18 protein-coding genes and 1 tRNA gene are annotated in these 16,525 nt (G+C 65.4%); 15 read left to right on the top strand and 4 right to left on the bottom strand.

Annotated elements, in window-relative coordinates:
- Positions 1–46: 46 nt before the first annotated feature.
- Positions 47–649 (bottom strand): NAD(P)H:quinone oxidoreductase, encoded by a 603-nt coding sequence (gene wrbA, locus F7D01_RS03925; RefSeq protein ID WP_215228927.1) that lies wholly within the window; start codon positions 647–649, stop codon positions 47–49.
- A gap of 234 nt (positions 650–883) precedes the next feature.
- On the opposite strand from wrbA, the gene F7D01_RS03920 reads away from it, so the two are divergent.
- Positions 884–1,195 carry a hypothetical protein gene (locus F7D01_RS03920; protein ID WP_215228926.1) on the top strand — a complete coding sequence of 104 codons (312 nt, stop codon included), beginning with the start codon at positions 884–886 and terminating at the stop codon, positions 1,193–1,195.
- A gap of 64 nt (positions 1,196–1,259) precedes the next feature.
- Here F7D01_RS03920 and F7D01_RS03915 read toward each other — a convergent pair.
- Positions 1,260–1,335, bottom strand: a tRNA-Phe gene (locus F7D01_RS03915).
- Positions 1,336–1,515: 180 nt separating this feature from the next.
- On the opposite strand from F7D01_RS03915, the gene F7D01_RS03910 reads away from it, so the two are divergent.
- The 4 genes from F7D01_RS03910 to arsC are packed head-to-tail and all read left to right on the top strand — an operon-like array spanning position 1,516 to position 3,425.
- Positions 1,516–2,283, top strand: coding sequence for a class II aldolase/adducin family protein (locus F7D01_RS03910; protein WP_215228925.1), 768 nt, complete (start codon positions 1,516–1,518; stop codon positions 2,281–2,283).
- Positions 2,238–2,519: a PF20097 family protein gene (locus F7D01_RS03905; RefSeq protein ID WP_251567046.1), complete on the top strand. Its 282-nt coding sequence runs from the start codon at positions 2,238–2,240 to the stop codon at positions 2,517–2,519. The genes F7D01_RS03910 and F7D01_RS03905 overlap by 46 nt, the downstream gene beginning before the upstream one ends.
- A gap of 10 nt (positions 2,520–2,529) precedes the next feature.
- The gene (locus F7D01_RS03900; protein WP_215228923.1) at positions 2,530–3,084 is read left to right on the top strand and encodes a (2Fe-2S)-binding protein; all 555 of its coding nucleotides are present in this window, start codon (positions 2,530–2,532) and stop codon (positions 3,082–3,084) included.
- Positions 3,081–3,425, top strand: coding sequence for an arsenate reductase (glutaredoxin) (gene arsC, locus F7D01_RS03895; protein WP_215228922.1), 345 nt, complete (start codon positions 3,081–3,083; stop codon positions 3,423–3,425). Before F7D01_RS03900 ends, arsC begins: the two co-directional genes overlap by 4 nt.
- A 12-nt stretch (positions 3,426–3,437) precedes the next feature.
- Here the strand turns inward: arsC and F7D01_RS03890 are convergent, their stop codons facing one another.
- Entirely contained in the window at positions 3,438–4,592 is a 1,155-nt protein-coding gene (locus tag F7D01_RS03890; RefSeq protein WP_215228921.1) for an acyl-CoA dehydrogenase family protein, read from the bottom strand.
- Positions 4,593–4,732: 140 nt separating this feature from the next.
- Between F7D01_RS03890 and F7D01_RS03885 the strand changes: the two genes are divergently transcribed.
- Entirely contained in the window at positions 4,733–5,203 is a 471-nt protein-coding gene (locus F7D01_RS03885; protein ID WP_215228920.1) for a MaoC family dehydratase, read from the top strand.
- Between the two features lie 13 nt (positions 5,204–5,216).
- On the opposite strand, the gene F7D01_RS03880 is transcribed toward F7D01_RS03885, so the two are convergent.
- The gene (locus F7D01_RS03880; RefSeq protein ID WP_215228919.1) at positions 5,217–6,011 is read right to left on the bottom strand and encodes an enoyl-CoA hydratase-related protein; all 795 of its coding nucleotides are present in this window, start codon (positions 6,009–6,011) and stop codon (positions 5,217–5,219) included.
- A gap of 204 nt (positions 6,012–6,215) precedes the next feature.
- On the opposite strand from F7D01_RS03880, the gene F7D01_RS03875 reads away from it, so the two are divergent.
- The 9 genes from F7D01_RS03875 (at position 6,216) to F7D01_RS03835 (ending at position 16,505) form a co-directional block, all read left to right on the top strand.
- Positions 6,216–7,952, top strand: coding sequence for an SLC13 family permease (locus tag F7D01_RS03875; protein ID WP_371819679.1), 1,737 nt, complete (start codon positions 6,216–6,218; stop codon positions 7,950–7,952).
- 38 nt (positions 7,953–7,990) lie between these two features.
- Complete coding sequence (locus tag F7D01_RS03870) at positions 7,991–8,440, top strand: Rrf2 family transcriptional regulator (protein WP_215228917.1); 450 nt, start codon at positions 7,991–7,993, stop codon at positions 8,438–8,440.
- Positions 8,441–8,523: 83 nt separating this feature from the next.
- The gene (locus F7D01_RS03865) at positions 8,524–9,561 is read left to right on the top strand and encodes a sulfate ABC transporter substrate-binding protein (protein WP_215228916.1); all 1,038 of its coding nucleotides are present in this window, start codon (positions 8,524–8,526) and stop codon (positions 9,559–9,561) included.
- Positions 9,561–10,475: a sulfate ABC transporter permease subunit CysT gene (gene cysT / locus F7D01_RS03860; protein WP_215228915.1), complete on the top strand. Its 915-nt coding sequence runs from the start codon at positions 9,561–9,563 to the stop codon at positions 10,473–10,475. Before F7D01_RS03865 ends, cysT begins: the two co-directional genes overlap by 1 nt.
- Complete coding sequence (gene cysW, locus F7D01_RS03855) at positions 10,475–11,314, top strand: sulfate ABC transporter permease subunit CysW (RefSeq protein WP_215229657.1); 840 nt, start codon at positions 10,475–10,477, stop codon at positions 11,312–11,314. The genes cysT and cysW overlap by 1 nt, the downstream gene beginning before the upstream one ends.
- Positions 11,275–12,366, top strand: coding sequence for a sulfate/molybdate ABC transporter ATP-binding protein (locus tag F7D01_RS03850; protein WP_215228914.1), 1,092 nt, complete (start codon positions 11,275–11,277; stop codon positions 12,364–12,366). The genes cysW and F7D01_RS03850 overlap by 40 nt, the downstream gene beginning before the upstream one ends.
- A 31-nt stretch (positions 12,367–12,397) precedes the next feature.
- On the top strand, positions 12,398–13,780 hold the full coding sequence (locus F7D01_RS03845; protein WP_215228913.1) for an alginate export family protein: 1,383 nt from the start codon (positions 12,398–12,400) through the stop codon (positions 13,778–13,780).
- 102 nt (positions 13,781–13,882) lie between these two features.
- Positions 13,883–14,665: a glucose 1-dehydrogenase gene (locus F7D01_RS03840; protein ID WP_215228912.1), complete on the top strand. Its 783-nt coding sequence runs from the start codon at positions 13,883–13,885 to the stop codon at positions 14,663–14,665.
- 7 nt (positions 14,666–14,672) lie between these two features.
- On the top strand, positions 14,673–16,505 hold the full coding sequence (locus F7D01_RS03835; RefSeq protein ID WP_215228911.1) for a glycoside hydrolase family 15 protein: 1,833 nt from the start codon (positions 14,673–14,675) through the stop codon (positions 16,503–16,505).
- Positions 16,506–16,525: the final 20 nt, after the last annotated feature.

Raw genomic sequence — 16,525 nt, 5'->3', positions numbered from 1 at the left:
GCCTAGCGCACCCCGCCGATCTTGGCGAGGGTGCGCCGGGCGTAGGTCAACCGTGCAGCTTCGCCGCGGTCTGCGCGACCCGCTTGCCCAGATAGCGAGCGCCCGACAGGTCGATCTCGCTCGGCTGGCGGCTGCCATCCCCCGCGGCGATCGTAGTCGCGCCATAGGGGCTGCCGCCATGGACCTCGTCCACGCCCATCTGACCGTCGAAGCCGTAGTCGAGGCCGACCACCGTCATGCCCATATGAAGAAGGTTGTTCAGCACCGACCACAGCGTCGTTTCCTGCCCCCCATGCTGGCTGGCGGTGGAAGTGAACGCGGCGCCGACCTTCCCGATCAGCGCGCCTTTCTGCCACAGGCCGCCGGTCTGGTCCCAGAAGCTCGCCATCTGGCTGGTCATGCGACCGTAGCGGGTCGGCGTGCCGACGACGATACCGTCATATTCGGCGAGCTCGTCGGGCCCACCGATGCAGGTATGCCCTTCCATCTTCTGGAAGCCCGCAGCCTCGGCCACCTCCTGGGGTGCGGTTTCGGCGACATGGCGGATTACCGCCTCGCCGCCCGCATCCCGCACGCCTTCGGCCACCGCCTCCGCCATCTGGGCGGTATGTCCGTAGGAAGAATAATAGAGAACGAGAATGCGGGCCATGGAATGCTCCTGTGCAATTGGCGAAAGGGGTTCGTGTAACAAACATCAACCTCGCGCGATGTTTCCTCTTCATACGTGCGACGTTTGCGATCACGGTGATCGACCGCGCGGCGGCCGCGCGATCCATTTGTGCGCCTCCGTTCCGGTGGTAGTCATACAAGGGGGAGCACGTTCGCACTGCTTGCGGGGCGGGCGGGACGTCACGTCTGCAGCCAGGATTGAAGGATACGAACGATGGCCCACGAAACTAGGAAGTCTGCCGGGCTGGCACTGGTCTGCGCCATGACCGGCCTGGCCGGCTGTGCAGCGCCCGATTACACCGTGTCCGAGAGCGGACGTACGGCAACGGCCCGGCAGGCCGAGACGCTCGGGGAAACGATCGACCGGGTGCAGAGGCACGACAGGGGCTGTCTCTCGCCCGCCAATACGAACGCCAGGAACTCGTGCGAAGACCTGCGCAAGCTGGTGCTCCCGCCACCGATGCCCAAGGAGCCACCGGCGCCACCCCCTCCGCCGCCGAAGAATCCGGGCCAGAAGCCGTCCTAGCGCAGCGAGTGCTGGCGCAGATAAACCGCGCTCAGGCGGTGAAGCGGGTGCCATGGGAGAAGAGTGGTGCCCGGGGACGGATTCGAACCGCCGACACTGCGATTTTCAGTCGCATGCTCTACCAACTGAGCTACCCGGGCGCCGCTGCGTAGCGGGGTGGGAACCGGCGCCTGCAAGCGAGTGGGCGCCTATGGCGAAGGCCGTCCGGCTTGGCAAGGGGGATCGCAAGGCTACGGGACGGATTCGTCTGCGCCCCGCTTGTCCCGGGCGTACGACGCTGCGATAGTCGGTCGCAACGGGAAATAAGAGGAGCGGCGACAATGGCCACGCAGATCAAAGACACGAAGATCGACTGTTCGGAGGCCGAATGGCAGGCCCGGCTGGACCTTGCCGCCTGCTATCGCATCTTCGATCACCTCGGCTGGTCCGAATCGATCTACAACCACATCTCTCTCGCGGTGCCGGATCAGGAGGGTGCGTTTCTGATCAATCCCTTCGGTCTGCTGTACGACGAGGTCACCGCATCCAACCTGGTGAAGATCGATGTCGAGGGCAACAATATCGGCGGCTCCCCCTACATGGTGAACAAGGCGGGCTTCACCCAGCACGCCCATTTCCACCGCGAGCTGGGCGAGCGCGCCAACGCGATCTGCCATGTGCATACGACCGAGACGATGGCGGTGTGCAGCCACGAGGGCGGGCTGCTGCCGACCAATTTCTACGCCTGCGGTTTCCAGGGGCAGATCGGCTATCACAATTTCGAGGGCGTCACGGTGCGAAGCGAGGAAGGCGACCGGCTGGTCGACAATCTCGGTGCACACAGCGTGTTGATGCTGCGCAATCACGGACCCGTGGTGATGGGCCGGACGATCCAGCAGATGTTCATGCAGATGTGGGCGCTGCAGCGCGCGTGCGAGATCCAGGTCGCGACGCTTTCCATGGGCAATCCGGTCGTGGTGCAGCAGGATGTGCTCGACGTGCACCAGCGCGACCTTGCGCAGATGAGCTCTCAGGGCGGAGCGGGCCTGTTCGATTTTGAGGCGTGGAAGCGCCGGGTCGACCGGATCGACGACAGCTGGCGGAACTGACGCAAATGGAGGCGGACGGCCATCCCGCGGCGCGCGCCTGCGGCAAGTGCGGCGGACGGATGGAGCGCGGTTTCGCGGCGGAGAACAGCCAGGGTTCGTTCTACCCGGTCAAATGGCATCCCGGTGCACCGGACAAGAGCTGGATAGGAACCTACAAGGTCGACAAGAAGCAGTTGCGCGACGTAATGGCCTATCGCTGCGAACGCTGCGGCAAGATCGAATTCTACGCCGCCTGAGGATCGCACCATGTCGAAGATGACGGTCAACGGGCGACCGGTAGAATACCTCCTCGATCCCGAGACACCGCTGCTGTGGGCATTGCGCGACGCCTCCAACCTGACGGGCACCAAATATGGCTGCGGGGTGGGCGATTGCGGCGCGTGCATGGTGCTGGTCGACGGCGCGGCGCTCAGGAGCTGCCTCATCACCATTGCCGAGGCGGAGGGGCGCGAAGTCACTACGATCGAGGGGCTGAGCCGTGACCGGTCGCATCCGGTGCAACAGGCCCTGGTGGCGGAACAGGCGATCCAGTGCGGGTTCTGCACGCCGGGGATCGCGATCGCCGGGGCGGCGCTGCTGCAGCGCAATTCGAACCCGTCCGAAGCCGAGATCAAGGAAGCGATTCCCAACTTGTGCCGCTGCGGCGTCTATCCGCGGCTGGTACGCGCGATGCAGCGCGCGGGCCGGGTCGCGCGCCGCCGCGAGACGATCAGCGCGGCTCCCGCGCCCGGCATCACATCCGAGGACGCGGCGCAGGCCGTGCCCGCCATGACCACTCCTGCAAAAGAGGAACCGCGATGAAAGCGACCATCTGGCATAACCCTAAATGCGGCACTTCGCGCAACACGCTGGCGATCCTGCAGGACCGCGACGGCGTGGAGGTCGAGGTGATCGAGTATCTGAAGAACCCACCCACCGCCGAAAAGCTCGCCCAGCTCTATCGGAATGCCGGGATCACCCCGAACGAGGGGTTGCGCCTGCGCGGCACCGATGCGCAGGAGCGCGGCCTGCCCGATGCCGACGCGGACGAAGTACTCGCGGCGATGGCGGCCGACCCGATCCTGATCGAGCGGCCGCTGGTCGAAACCGACAAGGGGGTGCGCCTATGCCGCCCCAAGGAGCGGGTCGAGGAAATCCTGTAACCGGAGTAAGGCTCAGACCTTCAGTCCGGCCTCGCGCAGGAGGGTCTTGGCGATGATGGTCTGCTGGATCTGGCTGGTGCCTTCGTAGATGCGCAGCAGGCGCACATCGCGATAGAAGCGCTCCACCTTGTATTCGCGCATGTAGCCCGCGCCGCCATGGACCTGCACCGCGCGGTCGGCGATCCGGCCCAGTGCCTCGGTGGCGAAATACTTGGTTGCAGCGACGTCGCCCGCGGCGCGCTCGCCCTCGTCGAAGCGGCGCGCGATGTCGCGCGCCATGCACCACGCGGCGTAGGCTTCGGTCCGGCTGTCGGCGATCATGCCCTGGACCAGCTGGAACGTGCCGATCTCCTGCCCGAACTGCTTGCGCTGCGCGGCGTAGGTCACGCTTTCCTCGACCAGCCGGTCGGCCATGCCGCACGCGCTCGCCGCGATGTTGATGCGCCCGCGATCGAGCACCTTCATCGCGGTCTTGAAACCGCGGCCCGGCTCTCCGCCGATGATATTCGCGGCCGGGACCAGCGCGTCGTCGAACATGACGTCGCAGGTCTTGGTCCCCTTCTGCCCCATCTTCTTGTCCACCTTGCCCACGGTCAGGCCCGGCGTGTCGGCGGGCACGATGAAGGCGGAAACGCCCTTCGCCCCCGGTGTTTCGGGATCGGTCCGCGCCATCACGGTGAATATCCCGGCGCGCGGCGCGTTGGTGATGTAGCGCTTGGTCCCGTTGAGGCGGTAGTTGTCGCCGTCCTTGATCGCGGTGGTCCTGACCGAGCCTGCATCCGATCCGGCCTCCGGCTCGGTCAGCGCGAAGCTGGAGCTGATCTCGCCGCTTGCCAGCCTGGGTAGCCAGTGGGCCTTCTGCTCCTCGGTGCCGTCGATCAGGATACCCTGGCTGCCGATGCCGACATTGGTACCGAAGACGGAGCGGAATGCGGACGCCGTGCGCCCAAGTTCGAACATTATGCGGATTTCTTCGGACATCGTCAGGCCGAGCCCGCCGAATTCCTCCGGGATCGACAGGCCGAAAAGCCCCATTTCGCGCATTTCGTCGACGATTTCGGCGGGAACCTCGTCCTCTTCCTCGACACGGTCCTCGGCCGGAATCAGCCGTTCGTTGACGAAGCGCCGCACGGTGTCGCGCAGCATCTGAAAGGTATCGTCGTCCATGGCTTTCTCTCCGTTGGCATCTCGCGTTTGGCTGGCGAAATGCCATAACCGCGCTCACCTGCCAAACGCGCTACGTCTTGGCGGGTTGCGCCCGAACGCGTAGGGCCGAAACCGCAGCGGAAATCAAAGGAGAAAGCGGCATGCCGGGGTTGTATTTCGAGGAATTCGAGGAAGGGCAAAGCTTCGACCACGCCTTCTCCCGCACCGTGACCGAACACGACAATATCAGCTTCAGCCTGATGACGCTGAATCCGCAGCCGCTGCATATCGATGCCGATTTCGCCAGCCGGACCGAGTTCGGCAAGCCACTGTTCAACAGCCTCTACACGCTTGGCATCATGATCGGCATGACGGTGTACGACACCACGCTTGGTACCACGGTCGCCAATCTTGGCATGAACGACGTCACTTTCCCCAAACCGGTCTTCGCTGGAGACACGCTGAAAGCGCATACCAAGGTTCTATCCCTGCGGCCGAGCAAGTCCCGCCCGGGGCAGGGGATCGTGGAGTTCGAACATACCGCGACCAACCAGCATGGCGATGTGGTCGCGCGTTGTACCCGTGCGGCGCTGATGATGGGCGGGAAGGGCGAAGGCGCGGCGGGCAGCTAGCCGGGCGGCCCGCTCATTCGCCCCGGAATTCAGGGGCGCGCTTCGCCTGGAAAGCCATGACGCCCTCCGCGAAATCCGCGCTGTTGGCCGCGATCCGCTGCGCATCAGCCTCCTGTTCCAAGGCGTCCGCCAGGTTCATGCTCTGGGAACTGCGGACCATCTGGCGAATCTGCCCGATCGCGATTGTGGGACCGTTGGCGAGGCGGTTGGCGATAGCCTTAGCCTCGTTCAGCACGCTCTCGTCCTCGACGCAGCGATTGATCAGGCCCCATTGTTCGGCCTGCTCGGCGGAGATCCGCTCTCCCAGAAGCATCGCTTCCATGGCGCGCGGAATGCCGATCATGCGCGGGAGCAGCCAGGTCGAGCCCCCATCGGGTACGAGGCCGATATTGACGAAGGCCTGAAGGAAATAGGCTGACCGGGCGGCGATCACGAGATCGCCCAGCAGGGCGAGCGAGCACCCGATGCCCGCAGCTGCCCCGTTCACCGCCGTTACGACCGGTATCTCGAGAGAGGCAAGCGCCAGCATCGCCGGATTGTAATGCTCTTGCAGCGAACGATACGTGGCATCGCCCGGCTTCGTGTTGCCACCCATATCGCGCCCGCCCAGGTCGGCACCGGCGCAGAAACCACGCCCCGCGCCGGTGATGACGAGTGCGCGCGCGCCTTTGCCCGGAATCTCACCCAGAGCACCGCGGAATTCGTCGATCGAAGCGGGCGTGACGGCGTTCATCCGGTCGGGTCGATTGAGCGTCAGCACGGCCAGCGCCCCATCGTATTCGACCCGAATCGTTTCGTAACCGCTCATGGATTTGCTCTCCCGTGCCAAGCTTCGGCCCATTCCATAGGTCCGCAAATGCGCGATTAGCAAATGCGGTGGGATACGTCGCGGCTGGTCAGTTGTTGTTGCAAGATATTCCTATCGCATTGCTTCGCGAAGCTCGAACGATGCTTTGGCCGCGGTTCGATTTCGACTAGGTAGCAGGCGATATCGGCATATCCCTGGTGGGCGATGGGCTTCGAACAAGCGGCAATAGTTGCGATCCTGTGCGGTATGCTCCTCGCCTTCGCATCCGAGCGTTGGCGCGTAGAGACGGTGGCGCTCGTAGGCCTGGCTCTCGGCCTTATCAGCGGCGTGGTGCCTATCGGGTCCGTCTTTCAGGGCTTCTCCAGTCCGGCCGTGATCACCGTGGTGGAAATCCTTCTCGTCGTCTCGGTGCTGACGCGGAGCAGGGTGATCGACGATTTCGCGCGTCGATTGGCGGCGAGCGTCTCATCGGAGAGCGCGCTGCTGGCGGTGCTATGCCTCTCGGCCGCGACGGTGTCCATTTTCATGAACAATATCGGCGCGTTGGCGCTGATGTTTCCCGTGGCGCTTTCGCTCAGCCACCGGTTGGGGGTCGCGCCGGGACGTATCCTCATGGCCCTGTCGTTCTCGACCTTGCTGGGGGGGATGTGCTCGCTGACCGGCACGCCGGCCAACCTCGCCGTGAACCAGTGGCTGATGACGCAAACCGGCCGCGGCATGGGCTATTTCGAATTGGCGAAGGTCGGTTTGCCGCTCGTTCTGGCAGGGGTCCTGTGGCTGGTCCTCGCCTCGCCGCGGCTGTTCGCCCGGTTTGGAAACGACGCCGGACCAGCTGACGGTCCGGGCTTGCAGCAGATCCAACTCGCCCCGCGCATCGTGGCCTCTTCGAGCGCGGTGGCGGGGGAGAGTATCCTCGCGATCGAGCAGCGCGCCGGGATCGTCATCCATGATGTATTGCGCGATGGAAAACACGTTTTCGCGCGTCGCGAAGCGATCCGGGTGCAGGCGGGCGACAACCTGCTGGTCGAAGGAAGTCACGATGAGATCGAGGCGCTGGAAGAACTCGGGCTCTATCGGGCGAGGGTTTTGGAGGCCGACGAGATGGTGATCGATGGCGTGGTGATGCCCGAGAGCCTGATCGTGGGCTCGCGCGTTGAAGACCTGGTGGCGCTTTCGGGGGACGCCGTCGCGGTCGATGGCCTCGTTAGTCGACGCGGGCGTGTCGAGGGGCGGTTCGAGGACCTGCAATTCTCCACCGGCGACGTCGTGAGCCTGTCGGGGCGCAGCGAAGACATTCGCGCCCTCGCGCACGATGCCGGCTTCCTGCTGCTCTCGCCCCGTCGGCCGAGCGAACCGCCCCTGCGCCGGGGATTCGGCGTTGGCCTTTTCGCGGCCGGCGTATTGGCAAGTGCGCTGGGCCTCGTGCCGGTAGAGATCGCGTTCGGCGGTGTGGTTCTTGCCCTGCTCCTCGTCGGAGCGCTCGACCTGCGCCGGGCGCTGACCGAGATAAACTGGCGGATCGTCATCCTGCTCGCCTGCATGATCCCTCTCGGCATCGCGGTCGAGACCACCGGCGCGGCGCGTATTCTGGCGGGAATCCTCGTTTCCGGGCTTCCCAGCGAGCAACCCGCCTTCATCATCGGGACAGTGCTGCTGTGCGGTGTGGCGATGACGCCGTTCATCGACAACGTGTCGACGGCGGTGATCCTCAGCCCCATCGCGGGCGAATTGTCGGTGCGGACCGGTACGCCGCTGGAGCCCCTGCTGATTGCGGTCGCTATCTCGGCGTCGATCGATTTTCTCACCCCGATCGGGCATCACAACAATGCGATCGTGATGGGGGCAGGCGGATACCGGTTCGGTGAATTCGCCAGGCTGGGTGCGCCGTTGACAGCGATCTGTCTGGTCCTGGCGGTCGTTATTCTGACGCTGATGGCCTAGCCGTTGTCATTTCCACAGCGATACGATAGGGAATTGGCATGATCTCGAACAAGGCCCGTTATGCGTTTCGTGCCCTCGTGGCGATCGCGGAAGCGCCCGCCGGCGAGGCGATGGCGAGTGCCGACATCGCGCGCCGCTACGCCATTCCCCACAAGTTCCTGGAGCAGATCCTGCTCGATCTGCGCAAGGCCGGCATTCTGGAGAGCCGTCGCGGCAAGAGCGGGGGCTACACCATGCTGCGCCCCGCGGATACGGTGACGTTCGGGGAAGTGCTGCGCCTGTTCGAGGGGCCATTGGCTCCCCTTCCGTGCCTCTCTCGCCAGGCATACCGCCAGTGCGAAGATTGCGTGGACGAGCGGACCTGCCTCATCCGGCGCGAGTTCGGACGCGCCTACGACGCCAGCCGCGCGGTGCTGGACAACCGCACGATCGGCGACGCGTTGAGCGAAGGCCGGCAACAGGGCGATGAGATAAGGCGGTCCGCATAAACCTAGTTGACCGATAGGGAATAAAGAGAATAGACGTTTGGACGTGTCGCGAAACGTGCGACTCGTCTGGAGCGGCTTTCCCTATGCGATCCTTTCGCCTTGCCACGATCCTTTCCATCGGGGCGGCCATCGCCGCCTGTACGCCTTCTTCCTCCGGGGACGCCGCCGCTGGCGACACCGGAAAGTCGGTCGAACTGCTGAACGTCTCCTACGACCCGACCCGCGAGTTGTACGAAGCGATCAACCCGAAGTTCAAAGATAGCTGGAAGAAGACCACCGGGCAGGAGGTGACGATCAACATGAGCCACGGCGGTTCGGGCAAACAGGCCCGGGCCATCATCGACGGGCTCGATGCCGATGTCGCCACGCTCGCGCTGGCTTACGATATCGACGAGATCGCGGGGCAGTCCGACGCGCTGTCGCCTGGATGGCAATCGCGGTTGCCGCAGAATAGCGCGCCCTACACCTCGACCATCGTGTTTCTGGTCCGGAAGGGCAATCCGAAGGGCATTCGCGACTGGGACGATCTGATAAAGCCGGGTGTCGCCGTCATTACCCCCAATCCGAAGACCAGCGGCGGTGCCCGCTGGAACTTCCTTGCCGCATGGGCCTACGCCGCCAGGAAAAATGGAGGCGAGAAGGGCGCGCAGGAATTCGTTACGCGGCTGTTCAAGAACGTGCCGGTGCTCGACAGCGGGGCGCGGGGTGCGACCACGACCTTCTCCGAACGCGGGATCGGCGACGTGCTGCTCGCGTGGGAGAACGAGGCGTTCCTCGCGCAGAAGGAGCTGGGCAAGGACAAGTTCGAGATCGTCGTCCCGTCGGTCTCCATCCTGGCCGAACCGCCGGTCGCCGTGCTGGACGGCAACGCGAAGCGCCACGGTACCGAAAAGGTGGCGGAAGCCTACCTCAAGTTCCTCTACACCCCGGAGGCGCAGGACATTATCGGCGCGAATTTCTACCGCCCGACCGGCGCGGCGGCGAAAGCGAAATACGCTAGCCAGTTCCCGCAGATCGACCTCGTCACCATCGATGGCGAATTCGGCGGCTGGCAGGCGGCGCAGAAGAAGTTCTTCGCCGACGGCGGCGTGTTCGACCGTATCTTCGAGCAGCGGCGCTGATGGCCTCGCTCGCCGCCCCGCTCCCCGGCCAGGACCTTGCGCGACGGCAGGAGCGGGACGTCGCGCCTGCCCCGAAGCGCGATCGGTCGCGCCGGGCGAGGAAGTCGATCATTCCCGGTTTCCGGCTGACGATGGGCTTTACCATCGGCTGGCTGTCGCTGATCGTGCTGATTCCGGTCTCGCTCATCTTCGTGCGTTCGGCGGGCATGGGCTGGGACGCGTTCGTCGAGGTGGCGTTCTCGCCCCGCGCGGTCGCGGCCTACCGGGTCAGCTTCGGCACCGCGCTGGCCGCGGCGTGTATCAACGGCGTGTTCGGCCTGCTGATCGCCTGGGTGTTCACCCGCTACAGCTTTCCCGGCAAGCGCGTGTTCGACGCGCTGATCGACCTGCCGTTTGCCCTGCCGACGGCGGTCGCGGGCATCGCGCTGACGGCGATCTACGCGAACAATGGCTGGCTCGGCGAACCGCTCGCCCGATACGGCATCGAGGTCGCCTACAATCCTGTGGGCATTACCATCGCGCTGATCTTCATCGGACTGCCGTTCATCGTCCGGTCGGTCGAGCCCGTGCTGGCGGACCTCGGTTCGGACGTGGAGGAAGCGGCGCTCTCGCTGGGCGCAAAGCCGTGGCAGGTGTTCGTGCGCGTCATCTTCCCCGCGATCATGCCGGCCCTGCTGACCGGTTTCGCGCTGGCGCTGGCGCGCGGCGTCGGGGAATACGGTTCGGTCATCTTCATCGCGGGCAACATGCCCTTCAAGTCCGAGATCGCGCCGCTGCTGATCGTCACGCAGCTCGAACAGTACAATATCGACGGGGCGACTGCGATCGCCCTGGTGATGCTGGCCATCTCCTTCTCCATGCTCCTGCTCATCAACATGGTGCAGGCGTGGAGCCGTCAGAGGATGGCCGCATGATGCAGACCGCACCCACCAAGCGCCTGACGCCGACTGCGCTCGGCCTCATCGCCCTCGCGCTCGGCTTCCTATTCGTCTTCCTGCTGCTGCCGCTGCTGGTGGTGTTCGCCGAGGCGCTGTCGAAGGGCGTCCCGCCGCTGCTGGACGCGCTGGCGGAGCCCGATGCGCTCTCCGCGATCAGGCTGACCCTGCTCGTCGCCGCCATCGCCGTGCCGCTGAACGTGGCGTTCGGGATCGCCGCGAGCTGGGCCATCGCCAAATTCGACTTCCCGGGGCGTAGCGTGCTGCTGACCTTCATCGATCTTCCGTTCTCGGTCTCTCCGGTGGTGGCGGGCCTCGTCTATATCCTGCTGTTCGGCGTCCACGGCCTGCTCGGGCCGGTGCTGCGCGAATACGACATCCAGATCATCTTCGCGGTCCCGGGTATCGTGCTGGCGACCGTGTTCGTGACCTTTCCCTTCGTCGCGCGCGAGCTGATCCCGCTGATGCAGGAGCAGGGGCGCGACGACGAGGAAGCGGCGCTGTCGCTGGGCGCGAGCGGTTTCCAGACCTTCCGCATGGTCACGTTGCCCAATATCCGCTGGGGCCTGCTCTACGGTGTGCTGCTGTGCAATGCGCGCGCGATGGGGGAATTCGGCGCGGTGTCCGTCGTCTCCGGCCACCTGCGCGGGCTGACCAACACGATGCCGCTGCATGTCGAGATTCTCTACAACGAATACAACTTCGTCGCCGCCTTCGCGGTGGCTTCTCTGCTTGCCATGCTCGCGCTCGTCACGCTGGTCGTGAAGGCCGGGCTCGAATGGCGGTTTTCCTATCTCGCGAAAGGATCGGGACATTGATCAGGCTTGATTCCGTGACCAAGCGCTTCGGCACGTTCGATGCGCTCAAGGCCATCGATCTGGAGGTGCGCGACGGCGAATTTCTGGCGCTGCTCGGGCCGTCGGGGTCGGGCAAGACGACGCTGTTGCGCCTCATCGCCGGGCTCGCCTTCCCGGATAGCGGACGGGTCTTGTTCGCCGACTGCGACGTGACCGCGATGCCCGTCGCGAAGCGCGAGGTGGGCTTCGTCTTTCAGCACTACGCGCTGTTTAAGCACATGACGGTCGCGGAAAATGTCGGCTTCGGCCTCTCCGTGCGGTCGCGCAGGACCCGGCCCGGCAAGACCGAGATACGCCGCCGCGCGCTCGATCTGCTCGAACTGGTCCAGCTCGGCAAGCTGGGCGACCGCTACCCGGCGCAGCTATCGGGGGGGCAGCGGCAGCGGGTGGCTCTGGCACGGGCGCTGGCCGTCGAACCGCGCGTCCTGTTGCTGGACGAACCCTTCGGCGCGCTCGACGCCAAGGTGCGAAAGGGCCTGCGCCGCTGGCTGCGCCATCTGCACCAGGAAATGGGCCTCACCTCAATCTTCGTGACCCACGATCAGGAGGAGGCGCTCGAACTGGCCGACCGCGTGGTGGTGCTCGACCATGGGCGGATCGAGCAGGTGGGCACGCCGGAAGAAATCTACATGCAACCGGCCACGCCGTTCGTGTCGGACTTCGTCGGCGATACCAACAGCCTGCCGGTGACCCTCGGGGAGGGGATGGCATTCCTCGCGGGCAGGCCGGCGTTCGAATGCCCGCATCTCGCCTTCGCGAAAGGCAAGGGTACCCTGACCTTCCGGCCCCACGACGTGGCGGCGGAAACGCCCGACCGCCCCGGCGTCGTCGCGATCGTCGGCACCGCCTATCGCAAGGGGGGCGTGTGGCGTGTCGAAGCGACGATCGACGGAGTGCAGACGCCGGTGGAGATCGACGTCGATGGCGCGCTGCCGTGCCCGCAACAGGGCGATCGCCTGCGCGTGGCGATCACGCGCGCGCAGATATTCCCCGACCGGGTGCTCGCCGCCTGAGCCCGTAGGACCTTTTCGAAAGGGAACGAACATGACTTACCGGCTCTGCCTGGTGAGCGCCCTTGCGCTCGCCTCGACTCCCGCCCTTGCGCAGAATGCGCCCGCCGCGGACACGGCCTGGACCTTGCAGGATGCGATCGGCGATCCCGACAATCTGGAGGTGTCGGGCAGCGCCCGCGTACGCTACGAGGCCCTGCACAACCAGTTTCGCCCCGCGCTGGACCGGAACGACGATCTCGTCACCCTGCGCTTCACGCTGGCCGCGCGATACGATGCCGGGCCGGTGGAGGTTGGGGCGGAATTGCAGGATTCGCGCGCCTATTTCGGCGATACGGGCAGTTCGGTCGGGACCGGCGAGGTCAATGCGTTCGAGCTGATCCAGGCCTATGTCGCGGCCGATCTGGGGCAGCCGTTCGGCGCGGGCAGCGAAGCCAAGCTGACCGCGGGGCGGTTCACCATGGATCTAGGCTCGCGGCGGCTGGTCGGTCGCAACAATTTCCGCAACGCGACCAACGCCTTCACCGGTGTGCGCTTGGACGCGAAGGGCGCGGGCGGCAAGCTGACCGCATTCGTGACCATGCCGCAGCAACGCCTGCCCAGCGACAAGGCGTCCATTCTCGACAATGAGGTGGAGTGGGATCACGAGGGCACGGACCTGTTGTTCTGGGGTGCCTTCGGCAGCTTTTCCAAGCTCATGGGCGGAGCCGATCTGGAGGCGTATTTCTATGGTCTGGACGAGGACGACCGCCCGGGTGTGGCGACCCGCGACCGGCGGCTCTACACGCCCGGCTTCCGGCTGGTGCGCGCGCCGGCGAAGGGGCAGGCGGATTACGAACTGGAATACGCGCACCAGTTCGGCAGCATCAGCGACAGCACCGCGGTGAACGCGCCGCGGCGCGACGTTTCCGCCAATTTCGCCCATGCGGCGCTCGGCTATCGCTTCGATGCCAAATGGCAGCCGCGCGTCGCCCTGGAATACGACTTTGCCAGCGGTGACGGGTCCGGGCGCGACTACGGTCGCTTCGACAGCCTCTATGGCCCGCGGCGCTCCGATTTCGGCCCGACCGGCATCTACGGCCCCCTGGGGCGAAGCAATATTCACGCGCCGGGGGTCCGCGTGGAAGCCGCGCCAAGCCGCCTGCTCGACGGCTTCGTCTCCTACCGCGCGCTATGGCTCGACAGCGCGAGCGACAGCTTCGCCAATACCGGCGTGCGCGATCCGTCCGGGCGGGCGGGACGGTTCGCGGGGCATCAGGTCGAAGGCCGCGTACGCTACTGGTTCGTGAAGGATTTGCTGAGGCTCGATAGCGGTGCGGCGGTCCTGTTCGACGGCCCGTTCCTGCGCGATGCCGCCAATGCGCCGCGCTCCGGCGATACGCTGTACGGCTATGTCGATCTCACCGCGACCTTCTAGCCCTCGGCGCGGGGCCTGCGAAGGAACGCCCTTCGTGGCGACCGAGTTATCTCCACTGTGCGGCCCGTTCGGGGCGCGTCGATCAATCGCAGTGGAGCCCTCATGGACCTCGATCTCAAAGGCAAACGCGTCCTCGTCACGGGCGGCAATTCCGGGCTGGGCGCGGCGATCGCGATGGCGTTCGCGCAGGAAGGCGCGCGCGTCGCGATCAACTATCTGGTCGATCCCGAACAGACCGAGGCTCTGAAGGAGCGGATCGCCGGGTCGGGCGGGGAAGCGATCGGCCTGAAAGCGGACATCAGCGATCCCGCCGCGGTCGCCGCCATGTTCGCCGCGCTCGACGAGGCGTGGGGCGGCATCGACGTGCTCGTCAACAACGCAGGTATCGATGGCCAGCACGCGCTCGGCTGGGAGATAGAGCCCGATGCCTGGAGCAAGGTGATCGACATCAATCTGAAGGGCACGTTCCTGTGCGCGCGCGAGGCGCTGAAGCGGATGACGGCGCAGAAATCGGGCGTGGTCCTCAACACCTCCAGCGTGCACGAGGTGATCGCCTGGTCCGGCTACAGCGCCTATACCGCCAGCAAGGCGGGCGCGTCGATGATGGCGAAATCGCTGGCGCAGGAGGCGGCGCCGCACGGCGTGCGCGTCCTGTGCATCGCGCCCGGCGCGATCAGGACGCCCATCAACCGGGAGGTATGGGAAGATCCGGAAGGGTATGCCGACCTGTTGGAGAAGATCCCGCTCGGCCGCATCGGCGAACCCGAGGACATCGCGAAGATGGCCGTCTTCCTGGCCTCGGACGCGGCGAGCTACGTCACCGCGACCACGGTCTTCGTCGATGGCGGCATGACCGATTATCCCTCCTTCGCCCATGGCGGATAGGTCGGGCATGACGCAGCGGATCGAGGATTACGGGCTGATCGGCAACATGCTGTCCGCCGCGCTGGTGGGTAAGGACGGATCGATCGACTGGCTCTGCCTGCCCCGCTTCGATTCCGCCGCATGCTTTGCCGCGCTGCTGGGGACGCCCGATAACGGCAGATGGAAGATTGCGCCGGTTGCGAAGGTCCATGCGACCAGCCGGCGCTACCTGCCCGATACCGCGATCCTCGAAACCCGGTTCGAGACCGAGACGGGCGTGGTGACGCTGACCGATTTCATGCCGGTCAACGAAGGGGATCGGCACGTCGATCTGATCCGCATCGTGACCGGCGTGTCCGGGACGGTCGAGATGGACATGGAGTTCACCCTGCGATTCGAGAACGGGCAGGCGATCCCGTGGGTGCGGCGCAAGGATTACGGGCTCAGCGCGATCGCCGGCCCCGATGCCGTCGAACTGCACGCCGATCTCGCGCTCGAAGGGCGCAACATGAAAACATGCGCACGCTTTACGGTGGCGGAGGGTGACAGCGTTCCACTGACGATGTCGTATCATCCCTCCAACCAGCAGCCGCACTTCGTCGCCGATCGGCGCGAGGTGCTGGAGCGTACTGCGATCTGGTGGCGCGAATGGGTCAAGTCCGGCAGTTTCGACGACCAGCCGGATGCCTGGCGAGAGCCGGTGACACGCTCACTCATCACGCTGAAGATGCTGATCTACGCACCGACGGGCGGGATCGTCGCGGCGCCGACAACGTCGCTGCCGGAAGCGATCGGCGGAGAGCGCAACTGGGATTACCGCTATTGCTGGCTGCGGGATTCGGCGCTGACGCTCTATGCGTTGCTCAATTCCGGCTATCGCCAGGAGGCCGAGGACTGGCGGCAATGGTTGCTGCGCGCCGTGGCGGGCGCTCCCGACCAGCTCCAGATCATGTACGGGATCGCCGGCGAGCGCTGGCTGCCCGAATTCGAAGTGCCGTGGCTGGCCGGGTTCGAGAAGAGCGTGCCCGTCCGGATCGGCAACGCTGCCGCAGGGCAGATGCAGATCGACGTCTATGGCGAACTGATCGACACCCTCCACGCCGCGCGCGAGGCCGAACTGCAACCGCAGGACGAGGCCTGGCGGTTGCAGAAGGTGCTGCTCGATCACCTGGAAACCGTCTGGCAGACGCCCGATCGCGGGATCTGGGAAGTGAGGGGGCCCACACACGCCTTCACCCATTCGCGCATGATGGCGTGGGTCGCATTCGACCGCGCGGTTACCAGCGTGGAGCGTTATAAGCTGGAGGGACCTGTCGACCGGTGGCGCAAGCTACGCCAGGAAATCCACGACGACGTATGCGACAACGGGTTCGATGCGGACCTGAACAGCTTCGTGCAGTATTACGGCGGCAAGACCCTCGATGCGAGCCTGTTGCTGATGCCGCAACTGGGTTTCCTCCCCGCCGACGATCCGCGCGTAGCTGGCACGATCGAGGCGATCGAGCGCGAGCTGGTGCACGATGGGCTGGTCGCGCGTTATTCGACCGATGGAACGGACGACGGGGTCGGGGGACGGGAAGGGGCGTTTCTCGCGTGCAGCTTCTGGCTGGCGGATGCCTATGTCCTGGCCGGGCGGCACGAAGATGCGCGCGCGCTTTACGATCGGCTACTCGGCCTGCGCAACGATCTCGGCCTGCTCGCGGAGGAATACGATGTGGTCGCCGGTCGCCTGCTCGGCAACTTCCCACAGGCCTTCTCGCATATCGGCTTGATCAATACCGCGCATAACCTGATGGCTGCGAGCGGTCCCGCCTCTCAACGTGCGGACCAGGTCGCGCCCAAAAGGTCGGTCAAGCTGTGAGGGGCGCAAATTCATCGGTT

The sequence above is a fragment of the Erythrobacter sp. 3-20A1M genome (assembly GCF_018636735.1).
Lineage (GTDB): Bacteria > Pseudomonadota > Alphaproteobacteria > Sphingomonadales > Sphingomonadaceae > Alteriqipengyuania.
Note: the sequence above shows the minus strand (reverse complement) of the source record. Positions and strands in the feature narration are given on the sequence as shown.